Consider the following 16,216-nt stretch of genomic DNA (forward strand, 5'->3'; position numbering starts at 1 on the left):
ATTGCGACGCTTAAGTTCCAATCAACATCAGGCACATGATCATTACCATGTCACAAACCGCCAAAAGTTGTCTGGCCCAACGGAGTGAAGGCTCTACCCTATGGCTTCGCTGATCGAAAGCGTCTCAGCCGAGCTTCGTCGCTTGGTCTTGTCTGGAGAACTGGCGCCCAACGAACGCGTCGTGGAGCTTGATCTAGCGTCACGCCTAAAAGTCTCGCGAACGCCGCTGCGCCTGGCATTTGCAGAGCTCGAGCGCGAAGGGCTCTTCGTGCGCTTGCCAAAACGGGGCTTTCGCGTCAAACGTGTCACCTTGGACGAGGTGTCTCAAGCCATCGACGTCCGGGGAACTCTGGAGGGCTTAGCTGCGCGCATCGCTGCCGAAGCAGGTTCGCCTCCTGAACATGTTGAGGAAATGCGTGCCTGCGTCATGGAAGGCTACCAACTGGTGGAGGCCGCGACGGCAGGAAAGCTGGTAAGTGCCGCGCAATGGGTCACAATGAATGTACGATTCCATCGTGCACTAGTACAGGCAGCGCAAAACCCAGTGTTGGCGGCCACACTGGCGCATGTGGCAAAAACTCCGCTGGCCGCGCCGAGCGCGGTTGCACTAGGCGGAGCGCAGCCCGAGCTTGAGTTCACCTTTCTCTCGCGCGCTCAGTCGGATCACGAAGACATTTTGGCTGCCATCGAAGCCCGCGAAGGATCACGGGCCGAGGCCCTCCTTCGTGAGCATGCCCGCCGCAGTCGAGACAACAAGCGGAAACTGATCCCAATGGGCGTGGAGTTTCCAGACGGGGGCGCGGCTGTCATGGCCGCAGAGCGCGTGAAGATCGCGGACTCCGCCGAGACCATCCGGTCTACACAGCGGACGCAGACATTAAAGAAAAAACTCAACACGGCGCGTGAAGAGTACGAGGAGTGCCAGCCAAAGTCTCGTACTCCCATAACCATCATGGCGTGAGAACTGTGAGCCCGCCCATATAGGGCTGCAACGCCTTGGGCAGGGTGATCGACCCGTCTTCATTCTGGCCATTTTCCAGTACCGCAACCAACGCCCGACCAACCGCGAGGCCGGATCCGTTGAGGGTGTGCACCAACTCGTTCTTGCCTTGGGCATTCTTGAAACGGGCCTGCATGCGCCGCGCCTGGAATGCCTCACAGTTGCTGACCGAGGAGATTTCGCGGTAGGTGTTTTGCGCCGGTACCCACACCTCCAGATCGTAGGTTTTGGTCGCGCCAAAGCCCATGTCGCCCGTGCATAGCAAGACGACTCGATACGGCAACTCCAACTTCTGAAGCACGGCTTCGGCATGACCGACCATTTGCTCCAGCGCTTCGTAGCTTTTCTCGGGGTGCGTGACCTGCACCATCTCGACCTTGTCGAACTGATGCTGGCGAATCAGGCCCCGTGTGTCGCGCCCTGCACTCCCCGCTTCAGAACGGAAGCACGGCGTGTGAGCCGTCAGACGCATCGGTAGATCGTCTTCGGGAAGAATTTCACCCCGAATCGTATTGGTGAGTGTGACCTCGGAGGTCGGAATGAGGTAAAGCGCTTCGCCCTCACCTTCCTGTCCGCCCTTCTTGGCTGCAAACAAGTCTTCTTCGAATTTTGGCAACTGACCGGTACCGCGCAAGGTCTCGGCATTGACGATGTAGGGGGTATAGCACTCGGTATACCCGTGCTCAGACGTCTGGATATCGAGCATGAACTGAGCCAATGCCCGGTGCAAGCGTGCGATAGGACCTCGCATGAAGGTGAAGCGCGAGCCTGCCAGTTTCACGCCGGCATCAAAATCCAGGCCCAGAGGCTCGCCCAGCGCGACGTGGTCTTGAACCTCGAAATCGAAGGTGCGAGGCGCCAGGCCATGGGGCGCCCAGCGCCTTACCTCCACGTTTGCGGTTTCATCTACCCCTACGGGCACACTCTCGTGCGGCAGGTTGGGCACGCCGAGGAGCAGCGCTTGCATTTCAGCTTGCAGCGCATCCAGCCTGGTGGCGGAGGCTTCGAGTTCGTCCTTGATGGCGGCCACTTGCGCCATGACATCGTCGGCGCTCTCGCCCTTGGACTTGCGCTGGCCGATCAGTTTGCTGGCGGAGTTGCGCTGCGCCTGCAATTCCTCGGTACGAGTCTGCAAGGTCTTGCGCTCAGCCTCAAGCGCTGAATAGGAAGCGACGTCGAGGAAAGGTTGCGGATTTTTGCGGGTGGCCAAACGTGCCACCACGGCGTTCAGGTCTTTGCGAAGGAGAAGCGGATCGAGCATGCGCGCATTGTAGATGGCGAGAAAGGGAGCGAAGCATCGTTAAGGATGCCCTGCACAACTCCCTGCGGTCGGTAGCAGCACGGCCTCGGGCGATCCGCTGCGTTGCTTTTCTTGCCAATAGCTGGGCTATTGGCTGCAAAAAGACGCCTTGCGCCTCATCCCGATCCGCACTACCACCGATTCGCGAGGGTTATGCAGGGCATCCTTAAAGCCCCCACCCCATGCTGTAACACGCGTCGAATAACCGATTGATACGCGCGACCCCTTGAATTTCCCGGCTGCCGCGCAGACTGATCTCACCTCAACGCATATGCGCCAAATTGACCTCGCCAGCATCGCCAAGCTTCAAGCCCTTGGGCAACGGGAATTTCACGGTTTCTTCCGCACCATCGAGTTTGCGAACCGAAACCGCGCCCAGTTCGCGCAGTCGCTCAATGACTTGACGCACGAGAATGTCCGGTGCGGAAGCGCCAGCAGTCAGACCTATGCGCACCTTGCCCGCCAACCATTCTGGTTTGAGCTCGTCTGCGCTGTCGATCATGTAGCTCTCCGTGCCCAATTTACGTGCCACCTCGCGCAAGCGGTTGGAATTGCTGCTGGTGGGGCTACCAACCACGATCACCAGCTCTACCTGCGGACTCAGCAGCTTGACCGCATCTTGCCGGTTTTGTGTGGCGTAGCAAATGTCCTGCTGCTTTGGCTCACGCACAAGTGGAAAGCGCGCCTTCACGGCAGCAGTGATGTCTGCGGCATCGTCTACGCTGAGCGTGGTCTGAGTCACCACTGCCAGCTTTTCCGTCTGGGCAGGTTGTATACGGGCAACATCAGCCACATCTTCCACCAAGTGAATACCGCTTTCGAGTTGACCCATGGTCCCCTCGACTTCAGGGTGTCCCTTGTGGCCGATCATGATGAATTCGTAGCCTTCTTTGTGCAGCTTCGCCACCTCCACATGCACCTTGCTGACCAGCGGGCAAGTCGCATCGAAGACGTTGAAGCCTCGCGCCTGCGCCTCCAGTTCCACGGATTTGGGCACGCCATGAGCGCTGAACACCAGCGTGGAACCCGGAGGCACCTCCGCCAAGTCTTCGATGAAGATCGCACCTTTGGCCTTAAGGTCGTTCACGACATAGGTGTTGTGCACGATCTCATGGCGCACGTAGATGGGGCGGCCAAATTTGGCAATGGCACGCTCGACGATCTCAATGGCGCGATCCACGCCAGCGCAGAAGCCCCTGGGCTCGGCCAGCAGTATTTCGGCGTCAGCCATTACAGGACCCCGATCACATGCACTTCGAAGGTCACGGGCTGCCCTGCCAGGGGGTGGTTGAAGTCGAGTTGCAGGGCCCCATCGTCGCGCACTGCGCGCACCACGGCAGCGAACTGCCCCTGTCCATCGGGTGTTGGTAGCTGCACGACCTCTCCCACCGCGTACTGCTCAAGCGGATCGCCCATAGAATCCAGCTCACGCCGAGACAGCCATTGGATCATGTCAGGATTGCGCTCGCCAAAGGCTTGGCCAGCGGGAATTTCGAACGTGGCGCGTGCGCCCTCTTCCATGCCGATCAGTCGCTCTTCCAGCGCGGGCGAAAGCTCGCTATTGGCCAGAGACAACGTGGCAGGCTTGCCTGCAAAAGTGTTGATCACATCGCCCTGCGGACCGGCAAGACGGTAGTGCAAGGTCAAAAAAGAACCCGCTTCAATGGTGGCTGTCATGTGATTTTCCATAAACTATTGCCCCATTTTAGAAAACACGCCCGGACAGGGCGAATCATGACCTTGAAAGACCTTCCACCTGATGCGCGTCCGCGCGAAAAACTGCTGGCACGCGGAGCCAGCGCATTGAGCGACGTGGAGTTGCTGGCACTCTTGCTACGCACTGGCCTGGCAGGAAAAAGCGTGTTACATCTGGCACAGGAGTTGCTCGATACTTTCGGCGGTGTTGCAGGCCTGCTGCACACCGGCGCCGATGATCTCAAACGCATCAAGGGGCTGGGTGGCCCAGCCAAGCGGGCCGAACTGATGGCGGTGCTGGAGCTCGCGCGCCGTGCGCTGACGCAGCAGCTGACCGAGCAGCCCGCGTTTGAATCGCCTGGCGCGGTCAAGGACTATCTGCAGCTGATCCTGGGCAACCGCGCTCACGAGGTATTTGCTGTGCTCTTCTTGAATGCCCAAAACCGCCTCATCGCCATGGAAGAGCTGTTTCGCGGCACACTCACCCAGACCAGTGTGTACCCGCGCGAAGTGGTGCTCCGTGCGCTGCACCACCATGCAGCTGCAGTCGTTTTGGCGCACAACCACCCAAGTGGCAGCGTACAGCCCAGTCGCGCCGATGAAGCACTGACGCAAACGCTGAAAACGGCGCTCGCGCTGGTAGATGTGCGCGTTCTGGATCATGTGATTGTGGGACGCGGGAAGGCTCTTTCCATGGCGGAAGAAGGGATTGTCTGAACCATCACCCTGTCGAAATTACCCCCTCTCTGCATGGTCCGCCCTCAACAGAACTCCCGCAAACTAGTGTCCAGAGTTGTAAATTCGTTGAACCCAGATTTCCCATTAGGGCCAGGGATGGCAGCGAGGGCAGTTGCGAGGCAGTTTGGTCCCGACTGAGGAGCCCATAGCCGTAGCTATGGGCGACGAAGAGGGGCCGAAATGACCGCAAATGCACCGCTGAAGCCCAAGCAGCACCGAAGGTGCGCCTAATGGAAAATCTGGGTTGAAGAAGCAAATCTGCCGAAATCGGTGTCAGGAAAGGAACAAAGCGCAACGATACCGAGTGGTATCGCGAGGCTTTGTGACGCAGCATGGCGGCGACTGTCGGTGGATTTTTTCAAAGAATTTGCTGGGCCAAGCTTGAAACGCCCCTCAAGCACGTCCATTGCCGCTGAGACCTGAAACCCTCCCTGAATCTATGTAAAACTGCCGGCATGAAAAGCAATTCGCTCCAGGATCTGAAGAAGATGCGCCAGCAATTGGCCAAAGAGCAGGCCCGTGTCGATGCTGAAGCCACGGCTAAACGCCAGGCAGAGGCACAAACACTGAAAGATCAAGAGCTGTTTGTCCGAGCGATCGGCCCAATTCGCCCATTGCGCCAGCCCGACCGCGTGTTTCATACACCCGCGCCCGCGCCGCCCGTGCCTGTTCAGCGTCAAAGAGACGAGCAAGCGGTTTTACGCGAGGCGCTTTCAGACGAGTTTGACACCTCGACCCTGCTCCACGTCGACGAGCAATTGAGCTATTCGCGCCCCGGGCTGGGGCCAGACGTGACAACGCGACTTCGGCGCGGCCACTGGTCGGTCCAGCGTGAGGTCGACCTTCACGGGCTAAGGGTCGATCAGGCGCGCGAGCAGCTGTCTGCGTTCCTACGGGAAGCTCAGCGCGCAGGCGTTCGGTGCGTACGTGTGGTGCACGGCAAAGGCCTGGGGTCGCCAGGACGCACACCCGTTCTCAAGGGCAAGGTCCACGGGTGGTTGGTGCAAAAGCAGGAAGTGCTGGCTTTTGTCCAGGCCAAGCCGCTGGAAGGCGGCGCCGGGGCCTTGCTGGTGTTGCTACAGGCTGGGCGCGGTCAGGGCTGAGAAGTCGTTACGGTCGGTGCGGACCGTGCCGCGCGTCGTGCCCGCCAAAGCAATACCCCCAGTGCCACCGCCGCAGGAACTGCCAGAGCGGCAAACCCCACCCTGTAGCTTCCGGCCGCGCTCGACAGTGCACCAAACGCCGGTGCACCAAACACCACCCCCATGAACGTAAACAGCAGCGTGCCGCCCGTGGCGGCACTGGTTTGGCCAGACGGCGCCTGGCGTGCCACCTCGGCCAGATAAACTCCATTCCAGCCAATACCTGAGGCGCCGACCAGCGCCATGACCACCCACAGCCACCATCTGGGCGTGTCGGGTTGAAGCATGGCGGTCAGCAGGCAACCTGCCACCATGCAGGCGCTCAGGGCGATCAAGGTACTGCGGGCGCCAAGCCACCGGTCTGCCACGTCTCCCCAGGCAATGCGCCCTACCACGCCTGCCAGTTGCGAAACCGACAGTGCCGCACCGGCAGCCACCAGGCTCATCGCGAGACTGTCATTCAGAAAAGTGACAAGGTAGGTCGTCAGTGACACCTGAACTGCGGAAAAAAGAAAAGAACAAAGGGCAAGCGCGGCAAGACCTTTATGCCTCAAAACCATGCGCACTGGCCGGAGCAACGCCCCCAGTGCAAGGGCCTGACCTGGCTGGCGATCGGCGTCCAGCGACGCACGCAGGGGTTGGGCCAATGCCGCCCACAACATGCAAACCACCGCCATGGCGAGCAGTGTGGCCTGCCACCCCACCAACAGCAACGCCCCCGGGATCAGGGCCCCTGCCAGCATTCCGCCTGCGGGCACACCAGTCTGCTTGATCGAAAACACAAGGGACATGCGATGCGCCGGAGTGGTGAGCGCCAGTAGATGCGAGCTGGCCGGGGTAATCGGGCCATAGCCCATGCCAATCACCAGCGCCCCCAGAACAATAGCTGGAAGGGAAGAGGACGCACACAGTGCCAAGCCAAACCCGCAGCACACCAGCCCCATCTGGCTCACCCGAATGGCGCCCATGCGCCGCACCAGGGTTCCACCCACCAGACTGCCGATCATGGCAGCGATATAGGCCACCGCCACATAGCCGCCTACGAGCGCGGGGGAAACACCCAGTGCTTTTGCCACCTCCGGTGCCATGACAGGAAGCGTGAGCAGAGCCATCGAGGTCATGACCTGGATCGCGGTGGTCACCGCCAGGCTAAGCCACACGCCGGGAGCCGCAGCGGGCTGGGCACTCGCCGTAGGCTCAGCCATGGGTATTGCGCATCCAGTCTGCTGTCTGGAAGAAGCTCTGGGCCAACCGCGTACGCAAGGTTTCTTCGACCCCGGTCTCAGCCATGGCCTGATTCATGCAGGCAAGCCATTCATCGCGCTCCTTGATTCCAATGGAAAACGGCATGTGGCGCATGCGCAGGCGGGGATGGCCAAAGCGTTCCTCGTAATGCCCAGGGCCACCCAGCCAGCCGCACAGAAACCAAAATAGCTTCTGTCGCGCACTTTCGAGCGTGGTGCCGTGTGTGGCCCGCAACGCCGCGTAACCTGGTTCCAGATCCATCAGATCGTAAAAGCGCTCTACCAAGGCGCGTACGGCAGTTTCTCCGCCAATTCGCTCAAAAGGCGTAGCCTCTGAAGTGGAATGTTCAGTCAATACAACTCCTGCATTGGTGTCAGATGAGTTAGGGATGTGCTGCATAACCCTCGCGACCGCAGGGAGTTATGCAGGGCATCCCTAGTGTGCCGTTTCATATGAAACTTTACATTATTTGTGTACTCCAAGAGCTATCCTTGGTAGTGGAGCACAACGATGGGACGTCCTGCAAAACCACTGGTAGTTGCGCCGAGCGAACGCGTGCAGCTTGAGTCGATGGCACGCTCGCAAAGCCTGCCTGCGGCGTTAGCTCGCCGCGCCCAGATGATTCTTTGCATGGCTGACGGGGAGACCAACAGCTCCGTAGCGCAGCGCTTTGGCTACAGTCGCCCAACTGTGACGCTGTGGCGCACTCGCTACCGGGAGCGAGGCATTGCGGGGCTGCACAACGAACTCAAGCCGGGGCGTCCCCGCCAGGCAACGGACGAGCAGATTGCGCTGATGATCAACAAGGCGCTTGGCAGCCAGCCCAAGGGCCGCACTCATTGGTCGCGGCGTTCATTGGCCGATGAGACGGGTCTGTCGACGACGACCGTGCACCGCTATATGACGTTGTTTGGCTTGCAGCCGCACCGCAGCAAGAGCTTCAAGCTCTCCAACGATCCCTTCTTCATCGAAAAGGTGCGCGACATCGTCGGGCTGTATCTCAACCCGCCCGAGCACGCATTGGTGCTGTGCGTGGACGAGAAAAGCCAAGTGCAGGCTCTGCAGCGCACGCAGCCCATGCTGCCGATGGGTCTGGGGTATGTCGAGGGAGTTACCCACGACTACGTGCGCCACGGCACCACAACGCTGTTTGCCGCGCTCGATATCGCCAATGGCACTGTGATCACGCAATGCAAACCCAAGCACCGGCACCAGGAATTTCTCGCTTTCTTGCGCCATGTCGAGGCACAGGTGCCCAGCACGCTGGACGTGCACCTCATTTGCGACAACTACGCCACCCACAAACATCCTCGGGTTCGCGCATGGCTGGCACGCCGGCCCCGCTTTCATCTGCACTTCACACCGACCTACAGTTCATGGCTCAACCAGGTCGAGCGCTGGTTCGCCTTGATCACCAATCAGGCCATCCGGCGTGGCTCATTCGATTCGGTGCCTGACCTCAAGCGCAAGATCAACGCCTTCGTCGAGCACTACAACCAACACCCGCGCCCCTTCCGCTGGACGGCAACAGCCGACTCAATCTTCGAGAAGTTGGAACGACTTTGTAAAGTTATTAATGGAACGGCACACTAGCACCTGGCGCGCTCACTCTGCCGCTTTACGCAACGTTTCAACCACGGGTCTGCGAAGCACCTCGCGCAGCCCCCACCAACCCGCCGCCAGTGCCAGCACGGCACCTACTACGCTACCGACCAACGGCACCCAGGGCGAGGCATTCCACTGAAAGTCGAACACATAGCGCGCCATTGCCCAGCCTACAAGGACAGCCACGGTGCTAGCCAGGAATCCAGCCAGCAGCCCCACCCCGACAAGTTCTGCACGCTGCACCCCTTGCAGCAGAGTGCTGCTCGCGCCCACCGCTCGCATGATGGCAAACTCCCGGGCGCGTTCTTCGCGCGTGGCGCTGACTGCGGCAAAAAGCACGATCAAACCCGCTGCCAAGGTAAAGCCGAACAAAAACTCCACGGCGCGAATCACCTGGTCAAGCACCCTTTGCACCTGCGCCAGCGTAGCGCTCATGTCGACATTGGTGACGTTCGGAAACTGGCGCACCAGCGCGTTGTCGAAGCCCGCTTTCTCTGGGGCCCGAAACGCCGCCAAATAGGTCACGGGCACATCGTGCATCTGCGCCACAGGGAACATGACAAAGAAATTGGCATGCATGGAGGTCCAGTCAACTTTCCGCAAGGATGTGACGCGCGCCTCTATCGGCATGCCGCCCACATCAAAACGAAGGCTGTCGCCCATTTTCAAGCCTAGCGCTTCGGCAATTCCCACTTCCACACTGATAGCGTCGGCTTCCCCTTCCAGCCAGCTTCCGGAGGTAATCTGATTGTGCGAAGGACTTTCAAGCGCATTCGAGAGATTGAACTCGCGGTCTACCAGGCGCTTGGCGCGATCTTCGGTGTAGTCGTCGGGCGAAACCTCCTTGCCATTGATGGCAGTCAGACGGCCACGGAACATGGGATACCAATCGAGTTGATCCACTCCGGCACCCTGCAGGTTAGCCCGAAATGCATCGCCCTGCTCCGGCATGATGTTGATTACGAAGCGGTTGGGCGCATCGGCCGGAGTGGCTTGGCGCCAGCTACTGACCAGATCCGTGCGCAACAACACCAACAGCACCAGGGCCAACAGGCCTACAGCCAGGCTGCTGACCTGCACAATAGCGTAAGCCGGTCTGGCCGAAACTTGCCGGGTTGCCAACACCAGCCAGCGGGGCGCCGTAGCTTCGTTGACCACGCGGCGGAGCAGCATGACTGCGAGCCATGAGAGCAACGCGAACACCGCAACGGCCCCAGCGAAACCGCCAACGGCGATCAACCCCAGTTTCAGATCGGAGCTGACTGCCAGAAGCAAAGCAGCAAAACCAACCACTCCCAGGCCCAGCACCGCGAGCGAAGCCGGACGCATCGCGCCTACATCACGGCGAATCACACGCAGTGGGGGCACTTGTGCCAGTTGCAGGACTGGCGGCAGACCAAATGCCGCCAGCAGGGTGAGACCTATGCCCAACCCGAACGCGACCGGCCAGAGCTTGGCGGCAGGCAGAGCGGTGTCTACCAACCCTGAAAGCATGGCAACGAACACGTGGTGCACCGCGAAGCCGAGCGCAACCCCCGCGATGCTGGCGGCCAGGCCCACCAGCAGGAACTCCACCGCATAGGCGCCCGCAATGGAACGCTGCGGCAACCCGAGCACACGCAGCATGGCGCAGTCGTCCAGATGGCGGGCGGCAAACCCGCGTGCAGCCAGTGCAACCGCCACCGCCGAAAGCAGCGCCGCCAGAAGCGCCACCAAGTTCAGGAACTTCTCCGCACGATCCAGTGTTTGCCGCATTTCAGGGCGGCCACCTTCGAGCGTTTCAAGACGTACGCCGTGGACACCAGGCTTCTTGAGCTCAGCCTCAGCCCACTCCTGGTAGCGCTTGACGGCGGCGCTTTCGCCGGCCAATGCCAGCCGGTACGTGATGCGGCTGGCCGGCTGCACCAGCTTCGTGGCCGGAAGATCTGCCTCGTTGATCATCACGCGGGGGGCAAAACTCATGAATCCGCTGCCGCGATCAGGCTCCAGGGCGATCACCCGTGCAATGCGCAGACTGCTGTCGCCCAGGAACAAAGCGTCGCCCACCTGCAAGCCCAGCGCCTCCAGCAAGGGAGCATCTACCCAGGCCTCCCCACTATGAGGAATCTCTCTCGTAGGAGAACCCACTTTATCTTGAGGGGTTTGCGAAACACGAAGACCACCGCGCAAAGGATACCCCGGGGCCACAGCCTTCAGTGCCACCAGCCGGGCACCTCCACCCTGCGCATCGCCCGCGCGCCCCATGGTCGGAAACCCAAGTGTCAGCACATCTTGCAATCCCAGCGCCTTCGCTTGTTCCCGCCATTCAGCAGTGGGCGGGTTGTCACTAACCACCACGGCGTCGCCGCCCAGCAACTGACGCGCGTCTCGCTCCAAACCAGACTGCAGTCGGTTTGAGAAAAAACCGACGGCGGTGAGCGCGGCCACGGCCAGCGTCACGGCCACCATCAACAAGCGCAATTCGCCAGAACGAAGATCGCGCCACAAAGTGCGCCAACCCAGAACGAATACAGAGACAGAGGGAGTGGTGGTCATGGGGCTATCTTAGGGTGTTATTTGGCGCATGGCGCCGATACGGCGAGCGGCTCTCCAGGTGCTCGAGATACTGCTCGACACCCTCGCCTTCACGTGCCAGGAAGCGCTCCACAGCGTCTGAAAATGCCGGGTGTGCCAACCAGTGAGCACTGTGCGTGCGCACTGGCATCAGCGCCCTAGCCATTTTGTGCTCACCCTGTGCACCGCCCTCGAATCTGGCCACACCGTGCGCGATGCACCATTCGATCGGCTGATAGTAGCAAGCCTCGAAGTGCAGGCTATCGACACGAGCCAGAGCACCCCAGTAACGGCCGTAGGCCACAAGAGGTTGCGCGCCTTCCTGAGCCCCGCCGCAGGCGGAGGCTGACACGGCAATCAGGCTGGCCGCAATTGGACGGCCCGCATGTTCAGCCACGAACAACACCCAGTTCTCCGGCATGGAGTCCGCCATGGACTTGAAGAATTCCGGAGACAAATACGGCGCGTTGCCGTGCTCCAGGTACGTACGCTCATAGCAACGGTAAAAAAACGCCCAGTCAGCCTCGGAGATGTCCGCGCCTCGGGCCCAGCGGAAAGTGACTCCGGCTTCACGCACCTTTCGCTTTTCCTGACGAATTTTCTTGCGCTTTTCCTGAGTCAGACTGGCCAGAAAACCCTCGAAATCACAGAATGGCTGGACTGCAGGCTGTTCTTGCTGCGCCGGTGCAGGAGAAACACTCGAAGCGATGGCCGCGGAAGTATTGTTCCAGTGAAACTGCACCTGGTGCCGCTGCATCAGCCCCGCTGCGCGGCATGCGGCAAGGTCAGCGTGGTCGCCAAAAAGTATGTGCAGCGAAGAAAGCTGAGACTCGCTGCACCATTTGATCAACTCGCGCACCAAGGCTTCACGGGCGGCTGGATCGCGTGCCAGCAAGCGCGAACCCGGCACGGGCGTGAACGGCACCCCGACCAGTGCTTTCGGATAGTAGCGAAGGCCATGCTCCGCATAAGCGTTGGCCCAAGCCCAGTCGAACACATACTCGCCGTAAGAATGCGACTTGAGATACAAAGGGCAGGCGGCCGCCAACTCTTCTCCGTCCCACAGCAGCAAGAAGCGGGGCGTCCAGCCATTGGCGGGCACGGCGCTGCCGCTGGCATGCATGGCATTCAGGTAGGCATGCCGCATGAATGGTGTCGGCACCGACTGCCGAGCGAGCAAGGCGTCCCAGGCCTGGGCACTGATGCCAGATGGGTCCTCTACGATTTGCGTGCGAAAGCGGGAAAGTTGGGTCAAAGTGTGGTGCGCGGTAACGATGCCTGGGATTATCTGATGGGCAAACGCACTGAGGGTTCCCAGTTCACGATTCACACATGGCTTCGCGGCGAGTTACCATGCCGGCTTCGGTTCACGAGCAATGGTATGACTTTAAGAATCTGCGTCGCGCAACTCAATCTCATCGTCGGCGATATGCCGGGTAATGCGCGGAAAATCATCGCTGCGGCCAGAACGGCCTACGAGGAAGGAGCGCGGCTGCTGCTCACACCCGAGTTGTCAATCTGCGGCTACATCGCAGAAGATCTGTTCTTGCGCCCTTCCTTTATGGCTGCGTGCGACGAAGCCGTGGACACTGTAGCCCGGGAAACGGCCGACCTGCCTGACATGGTGATCGTGGTCGGTCGCCCGCTCGGGCACGCCCAACGCGGCAAGAGCGTTACCGTGAACCAGCGCACCAATTCAGCCAGCGTGATAAAAAATGGCCGAATCATCGAAAGCTATGCCAAGCGGCTACTTCCCAATTATCAGGTTTTCGATGAGCGGCGCTACTTCGTACCGGGACAAGGCACTTGTGTTTTTCAGGTAGAGGGCGTGAGTGTGGGCCTGCTGATCTGCGAAGACGCCTGGTTTGAAGAGCCCGCCGAACTGGCTGGTGCAGCTGGCGCCGAACTCTTGGCCGTCATCAACGCATCGCCATTTCATGTGGGTAAAGGCTACGAGCGCGAAGCCATGATGAGTGAGCGCGCCAAGTCATGCGGTTTGCCACTGGTGTACACCCACTTGGTCGGCGGTCAGGATGAGGTGGTGTTCGAAGGTCAGTCGTTCGCCGTCAACGCCGATGGCTCTCTAGCCGGGCGGGCCCCCAGCTTCGAAGAAAAGCTCTTTTACGTAGAAGTCCAGCGAAAACCGCCCACACCCAACACTGCGTCCAACACCGCACTTGCTCTGCATGCGGAAACAGCCCCCGCCCGCCCGCAAGAAGACGATCTCTGGGACGCGCTGGTCATGGGCCTGCGAGATTATGTAATCAAGAACGGATTCAAGAGCGTGATCCTGGGCCTCTCAGGCGGCATCGACTCCGCGCTGGTGCTGGCGATTGCAGTAGATGCACTCGGCAAGGATCTCGTTAGCGCCGTCATGATGCCGAGCCCCTACACGGCCGGCATCAGCCTGGAAGATGCACGCGACATGGCGCGCCGAGTCGGGGTGCGGTACGACGAGATTTCCATATTGCCGGAGTTCGAGGGATTCAAGGCCTCCCTGGCGCCTCTTTTTGGTGGCAAGCCTGAGGACTCGACCGAAGAGAACATTCAGGCTCGCATTCGAGGCGTCATGCTTATGGCGCTTTCCAACAAGCACGGGCATCTGGTCCTTACCACTGGCAACAAGAGCGAATACGCCACGGGTTACTGCACACTTTACGGGGACATGTGCGGTGGCTTCGCCCCTATCAAGGATGTCCTGAAGACCAAAGTGTTTGATCTGGCTCGCTGGCGCAATTTGCACGACCCCTACAAGACGGGAGCCAACCCGATTCCGGAGCGCATCATCACCCGGCCGCCGAGTGCAGAACTTCGGCCCGACCAGACGGACCAGGACAGCCTGCCGCCTTATGAGGTGCTGGACGCCATCATTGAGCGTTATATGGAGAACGACATGGGTGTTGCCGACCTCATTGCCGATGGATTCAAGCAGGAGGATGTCGAGAAAGTCACGCGGCTAATCAAGATCAACGAGTACAAGCGCAGGCAGTCCGCCGAAGGAACTCGTGTAACGCACCGCGGATTCGGCAAGGATTGGCGTTATCCTATAACCAACAAGTTCAGGGCCTAAGAGCCTGTTCAAAATCTCTGCGCGAGGGCTGTTGTGTTCGAAAAGCTGTGGCTGCAAGGCGAAAAACGCAGGGATACTTCGTGGTATCCCGAGTATTTTTAACGCCGCAGACGCGGTTTTCGAGCGCAACGGACCCGCGAGGAGATTATGAACAGGCTCTAAGAGCCTTTCTTCACTACTTTCCCGCACTTTGAAAAACCATGAAACAGATCACTGCCATCGTCAAACCGTTCAAACTCGAAGAAGTGCGCGAAGCGCTGGCTGATGTGGGCGTCACCGGCCTCACAGTCACCGAAGTCAAGGGCTTTGGCCGTCAGAAAGGGCACACCGAGCTGTACCGGGGCGCCGAGTACGTGGTTGACTTCCTGCCCAAGATGAAAATCGAAGTGGTTGTGCCCGATGGTGATGTCGACCGCTGCGTCGACGCCATCATCAAGGCCGCGCGCACCGGCAAAATTGGCGACGGCAAAATTTTTGTCACCCCGGTCGAGCGCGTGGTTCGCATTCGCACTGGTGAAGAGGACGACGCCGCTGTCTGACTTCGCTTCAGCTCCGACTGTCATAGAGTGTCGTAACAGATCCAGACGGTCGATCCGGGCAGTCAGCGACAAACCCATCGACGCCCCAACGGATCAGGCCTTGCATCTCGGCCGGCTCATGGACCGTACCGGAAACGGCCTTGAGCCCCTGTAACTGCGGCGATTTGACTACCGCCGCAACCAGGCTCAACCCATAGGTGGCTTCTTGGGTAGGTAAATCTCGTCAGACCATGTAGCCAGCCATTGCGGCTTGAAAGCCACAAAAATGGCCACCAGCATGCCCGTCAAGAAACCATCTCCCCAGGCGATCAGCCAGCGCGCCACCATGGCCAGTTCGGGGTCTACGGGAACGGCAAGCGGAAGGCCAAGCCACTGCGCCAAAGCGCCCGCGACGAACATGCACAGCACAGTACCCAAAAAGCCTCGCCCGAGAATGTAGACGAACAGGTTGTGGGGTAGCCAGCGCCTTAACGCCATTCCCAACGCAAACGATAGCGTAGCCGGCACCACACCTAGCCAGAGGGCCATATCGACCTGCTGCGCCCAGGTGACCGGCGCGATCAGCCCGACGATCGCTGCCACCGCGCACAGCACCGGCACAGCCAGTGGCCAGCCGAGCATCAGTGTGATCAAACATGCCCACGACAGCTGCAACTGAACCGGCATGCGATGCAGCCACGGCAAAGCCCATAGCCACGGCGTGATCACCAACGCCGCCAGCAATGGCGAAATCAGACCACCATTGGCCAGCAACCGCCAGGGCTTGAACAGCAACGCTCCTACAAGCGCGCAGACGACCACGGTGAGCGAACTGCCTGACATGGGAGGTGCGCGCTGATAAGGCGCTAATCAGCCTCAGCAGGCCAGCTCAGCGCCGGCGTTTTGGAGGCCCCGCCGCCCGATGCATGCGCTAAAGCGCGCAGATCCGCCCCGCCCGGCGACTGGAAGCTCCGCAAGCCAAACTCAGGCAGGATGGCCAGCAAATGATCGAATATGTCGCCCTGAATGGCTTCGTAATCCACCCATGCCGTGGTGCCCGTAAAGCAGTAAAGCTCCAGGGGTGCGCCCTCGGGCGTCGGCTGCATCAGCCGCACCATCAAGGTCATGTCCTGTCGGATGTCCTGATTAGCCTTCAAGTAGGCAAGCACATAAGCCCGAAAGGTACCAATATTGGTCAACCGCCTCTGGTTGGCAGGAACGCGTGCCAAGGCCTCCCCCAGTTCCCGCGCCCTCATTCCCCGGGAGATCTTGACAGCGCTTGCTTTCTCGCGAATATAGTCCGCAATCAGTTCAATCTCCCCCAACCGTTCAATCTGCTCATCGCTAAGA

15 protein-coding genes are annotated in these 16,216 nt (G+C 60.0%); 6 read left to right on the plus strand and 9 right to left on the minus strand.

Annotated elements, in window-relative coordinates; genetic code table 11:
• Positions 1-100: 100 nt before the first annotated feature.
• Positions 101-961, plus strand: a complete 861-nt coding sequence (locus tag AAAK34_RS13265; protein ID WP_431777368.1) for a GntR family transcriptional regulator — start codon at positions 101-103, stop codon at positions 959-961.
• On the opposite strand, the gene serS is transcribed toward AAAK34_RS13265, so the two are convergent.
• The 3 genes from serS to AAAK34_RS13280 all read right to left on the minus strand — a co-directional run bounded on the left by serS (position 951) and on the right by AAAK34_RS13280 (position 3,977).
• Positions 951-2,261: a serine--tRNA ligase gene (gene serS, locus AAAK34_RS13270; RefSeq protein WP_231698005.1), complete on the minus strand. Its 1,311-nt coding sequence runs from the start codon at positions 2,259-2,261 to the stop codon at positions 951-953. The genes AAAK34_RS13265 and serS overlap by 11 nt on opposite strands.
• A 301-nt stretch (positions 2,262-2,562) precedes the next feature.
• Positions 2,563-3,531: a 4-hydroxy-3-methylbut-2-enyl diphosphate reductase gene (gene ispH / locus AAAK34_RS13275; protein WP_231698004.1), complete on the minus strand. Its 969-nt coding sequence runs from the start codon at positions 3,529-3,531 to the stop codon at positions 2,563-2,565.
• Positions 3,531-3,977, minus strand: coding sequence for an FKBP-type peptidyl-prolyl cis-trans isomerase (locus AAAK34_RS13280; RefSeq protein ID WP_231698003.1), 447 nt, complete (start codon positions 3,975-3,977; stop codon positions 3,531-3,533). The genes ispH and AAAK34_RS13280 overlap by 1 nt, the downstream gene beginning before the upstream one ends.
• Positions 3,978-4,034: 57 nt before the next feature.
• Here AAAK34_RS13280 and radC point away from each other — a divergent pair, with 57 nt between their 5' ends.
• Together radC and AAAK34_RS13290 are read left to right on the plus strand one after the other, a co-directional pair.
• A complete protein-coding gene (radC, locus tag AAAK34_RS13285; RefSeq protein WP_231698002.1) occupies positions 4,035-4,712 on the plus strand; it encodes a RadC family protein in 678 nt (225 codons plus the stop codon).
• 476 nt (positions 4,713-5,188) lie between these two features.
• Positions 5,189-5,836 (plus strand): Smr/MutS family protein, encoded by a 648-nt coding sequence (locus tag AAAK34_RS13290; protein ID WP_231698001.1) that lies wholly within the window; start codon positions 5,189-5,191, stop codon positions 5,834-5,836.
• Here AAAK34_RS13290 and AAAK34_RS13295 read toward each other — a convergent pair.
• Both AAAK34_RS13295 and AAAK34_RS13300 read right to left on the minus strand, forming a co-directional pair.
• Entirely contained in the window at positions 5,827-7,080 is a 1,254-nt protein-coding gene (locus tag AAAK34_RS13295) for an MFS transporter (RefSeq protein WP_231698000.1), read from the minus strand. The two genes, AAAK34_RS13290 and AAAK34_RS13295, sit on opposite strands and share 10 nt — an antisense overlap.
• Positions 7,073-7,519, minus strand: a complete 447-nt coding sequence (locus AAAK34_RS13300) for a group II truncated hemoglobin (protein WP_431777369.1) — start codon at positions 7,517-7,519, stop codon at positions 7,073-7,075. The genes AAAK34_RS13295 and AAAK34_RS13300 overlap by 8 nt, the downstream gene beginning before the upstream one ends.
• Before the next feature lie 111 nt (positions 7,520-7,630).
• On the opposite strand from AAAK34_RS13300, the gene AAAK34_RS13305 reads away from it, so the two are divergent.
• Positions 7,631-8,713, plus strand: coding sequence for an IS630 family transposase (locus AAAK34_RS13305; RefSeq protein ID WP_431777370.1), 1,083 nt, complete (start codon positions 7,631-7,633; stop codon positions 8,711-8,713).
• 12 nt (positions 8,714-8,725) lie between these two features.
• Here the strand turns inward: AAAK34_RS13305 and AAAK34_RS13310 are convergent, their stop codons facing one another.
• Together AAAK34_RS13310 and AAAK34_RS13315 are read right to left on the minus strand one after the other, a co-directional pair.
• Positions 8,726-11,260: an FtsX-like permease family protein gene (locus tag AAAK34_RS13310; RefSeq protein ID WP_231695972.1), complete on the minus strand. Its 2,535-nt coding sequence runs from the start codon at positions 11,258-11,260 to the stop codon at positions 8,726-8,728.
• A gap of 4 nt (positions 11,261-11,264) precedes the next feature.
• Positions 11,265-12,533 carry a GNAT family N-acetyltransferase gene (locus AAAK34_RS13315; protein WP_231695971.1) on the minus strand — a complete coding sequence of 423 codons (1,269 nt, stop codon included), beginning with the start codon at positions 12,531-12,533 and terminating at the stop codon, positions 11,265-11,267.
• A gap of 126 nt (positions 12,534-12,659) precedes the next feature.
• Here AAAK34_RS13315 and AAAK34_RS13320 point away from each other — a divergent pair, with 126 nt between their 5' ends.
• Both AAAK34_RS13320 and AAAK34_RS13325 read left to right on the plus strand, forming a co-directional pair.
• The gene (locus tag AAAK34_RS13320) at positions 12,660-14,348 is read left to right on the plus strand and encodes an NAD+ synthase (RefSeq protein ID WP_231695989.1); all 1,689 of its coding nucleotides are present in this window, start codon (positions 12,660-12,662) and stop codon (positions 14,346-14,348) included.
• 200 nt (positions 14,349-14,548) lie between these two features.
• Complete coding sequence (locus AAAK34_RS13325) at positions 14,549-14,887, plus strand: P-II family nitrogen regulator (protein ID WP_231695970.1); 339 nt, start codon at positions 14,549-14,551, stop codon at positions 14,885-14,887.
• Between the two features lie 186 nt (positions 14,888-15,073).
• On the opposite strand, the gene AAAK34_RS13330 is transcribed toward AAAK34_RS13325, so the two are convergent.
• Both AAAK34_RS13330 and AAAK34_RS13335 read right to left on the minus strand, forming a co-directional pair.
• Positions 15,074-15,709 carry a hypothetical protein gene (locus tag AAAK34_RS13330; RefSeq protein WP_231695969.1) on the minus strand — a complete coding sequence of 212 codons (636 nt, stop codon included), beginning with the start codon at positions 15,707-15,709 and terminating at the stop codon, positions 15,074-15,076.
• 23 nt (positions 15,710-15,732) lie between these two features.
• Positions 15,733-16,191, minus strand: coding sequence for a hypothetical protein (locus tag AAAK34_RS13335; protein ID WP_431777371.1), 459 nt, complete (start codon positions 16,189-16,191; stop codon positions 15,733-15,735).
• Between the last annotated feature and the right edge of the window lie 25 nt (positions 16,192-16,216).

The organism is Ottowia caeni, assembly GCF_050821495.1.
GTDB lineage: Bacteria > Pseudomonadota > Gammaproteobacteria > Burkholderiales > Burkholderiaceae_C > Ottowia > Ottowia caeni.

Coding starts and splice junctions, on each gene's coding strand:
- AAAK34_RS13310 (WP_231695972.1), bottom strand. CDS start 11,260: ATGACCACCACTCCCTCTGTCTCTGTATTCGTTCTGGGTTGGCGCACT.
- AAAK34_RS13300 (WP_431777369.1), bottom strand. CDS start 7,519: ATGCAGCACATCCCTAACTCATCTGACACCAATGCAGGAGTTGTATTG.
- AAAK34_RS13280 (WP_231698003.1), bottom strand. CDS start 3,977: ATGACAGCCACCATTGAAGCGGGTTCTTTTTTGACCTTGCACTACCGT.
- AAAK34_RS13265 (WP_431777368.1), top strand. CDS start 101: ATGGCTTCGCTGATCGAAAGCGTCTCAGCCGAGCTTCGTCGCTTGGTC.
- ispH (WP_231698004.1), bottom strand. CDS start 3,531: ATGGCTGACGCCGAAATACTGCTGGCCGAGCCCAGGGGCTTCTGCGCT.
- AAAK34_RS13320 (WP_231695989.1), top strand. CDS start 12,660: ATGACTTTAAGAATCTGCGTCGCGCAACTCAATCTCATCGTCGGCGAT.
- AAAK34_RS13295 (WP_231698000.1), bottom strand. CDS start 7,080: ATGGCTGAGCCTACGGCGAGTGCCCAGCCCGCTGCGGCTCCCGGCGTG.
- radC (WP_231698002.1), top strand. CDS start 4,035: ATGACCTTGAAAGACCTTCCACCTGATGCGCGTCCGCGCGAAAAACTG.
- AAAK34_RS13330 (WP_231695969.1), bottom strand. CDS start 15,709: ATGTCAGGCAGTTCGCTCACCGTGGTCGTCTGCGCGCTTGTAGGAGCG.
- AAAK34_RS13290 (WP_231698001.1), top strand. CDS start 5,189: ATGAAAAGCAATTCGCTCCAGGATCTGAAGAAGATGCGCCAGCAATTG.
- serS (WP_231698005.1), bottom strand. CDS start 2,261: ATGCTCGATCCGCTTCTCCTTCGCAAAGACCTGAACGCCGTGGTGGCA.
- AAAK34_RS13325 (WP_231695970.1), top strand. CDS start 14,549: ATGAAACAGATCACTGCCATCGTCAAACCGTTCAAACTCGAAGAAGTG.
- AAAK34_RS13305 (WP_431777370.1), top strand. CDS start 7,631: ATGGGACGTCCTGCAAAACCACTGGTAGTTGCGCCGAGCGAACGCGTG.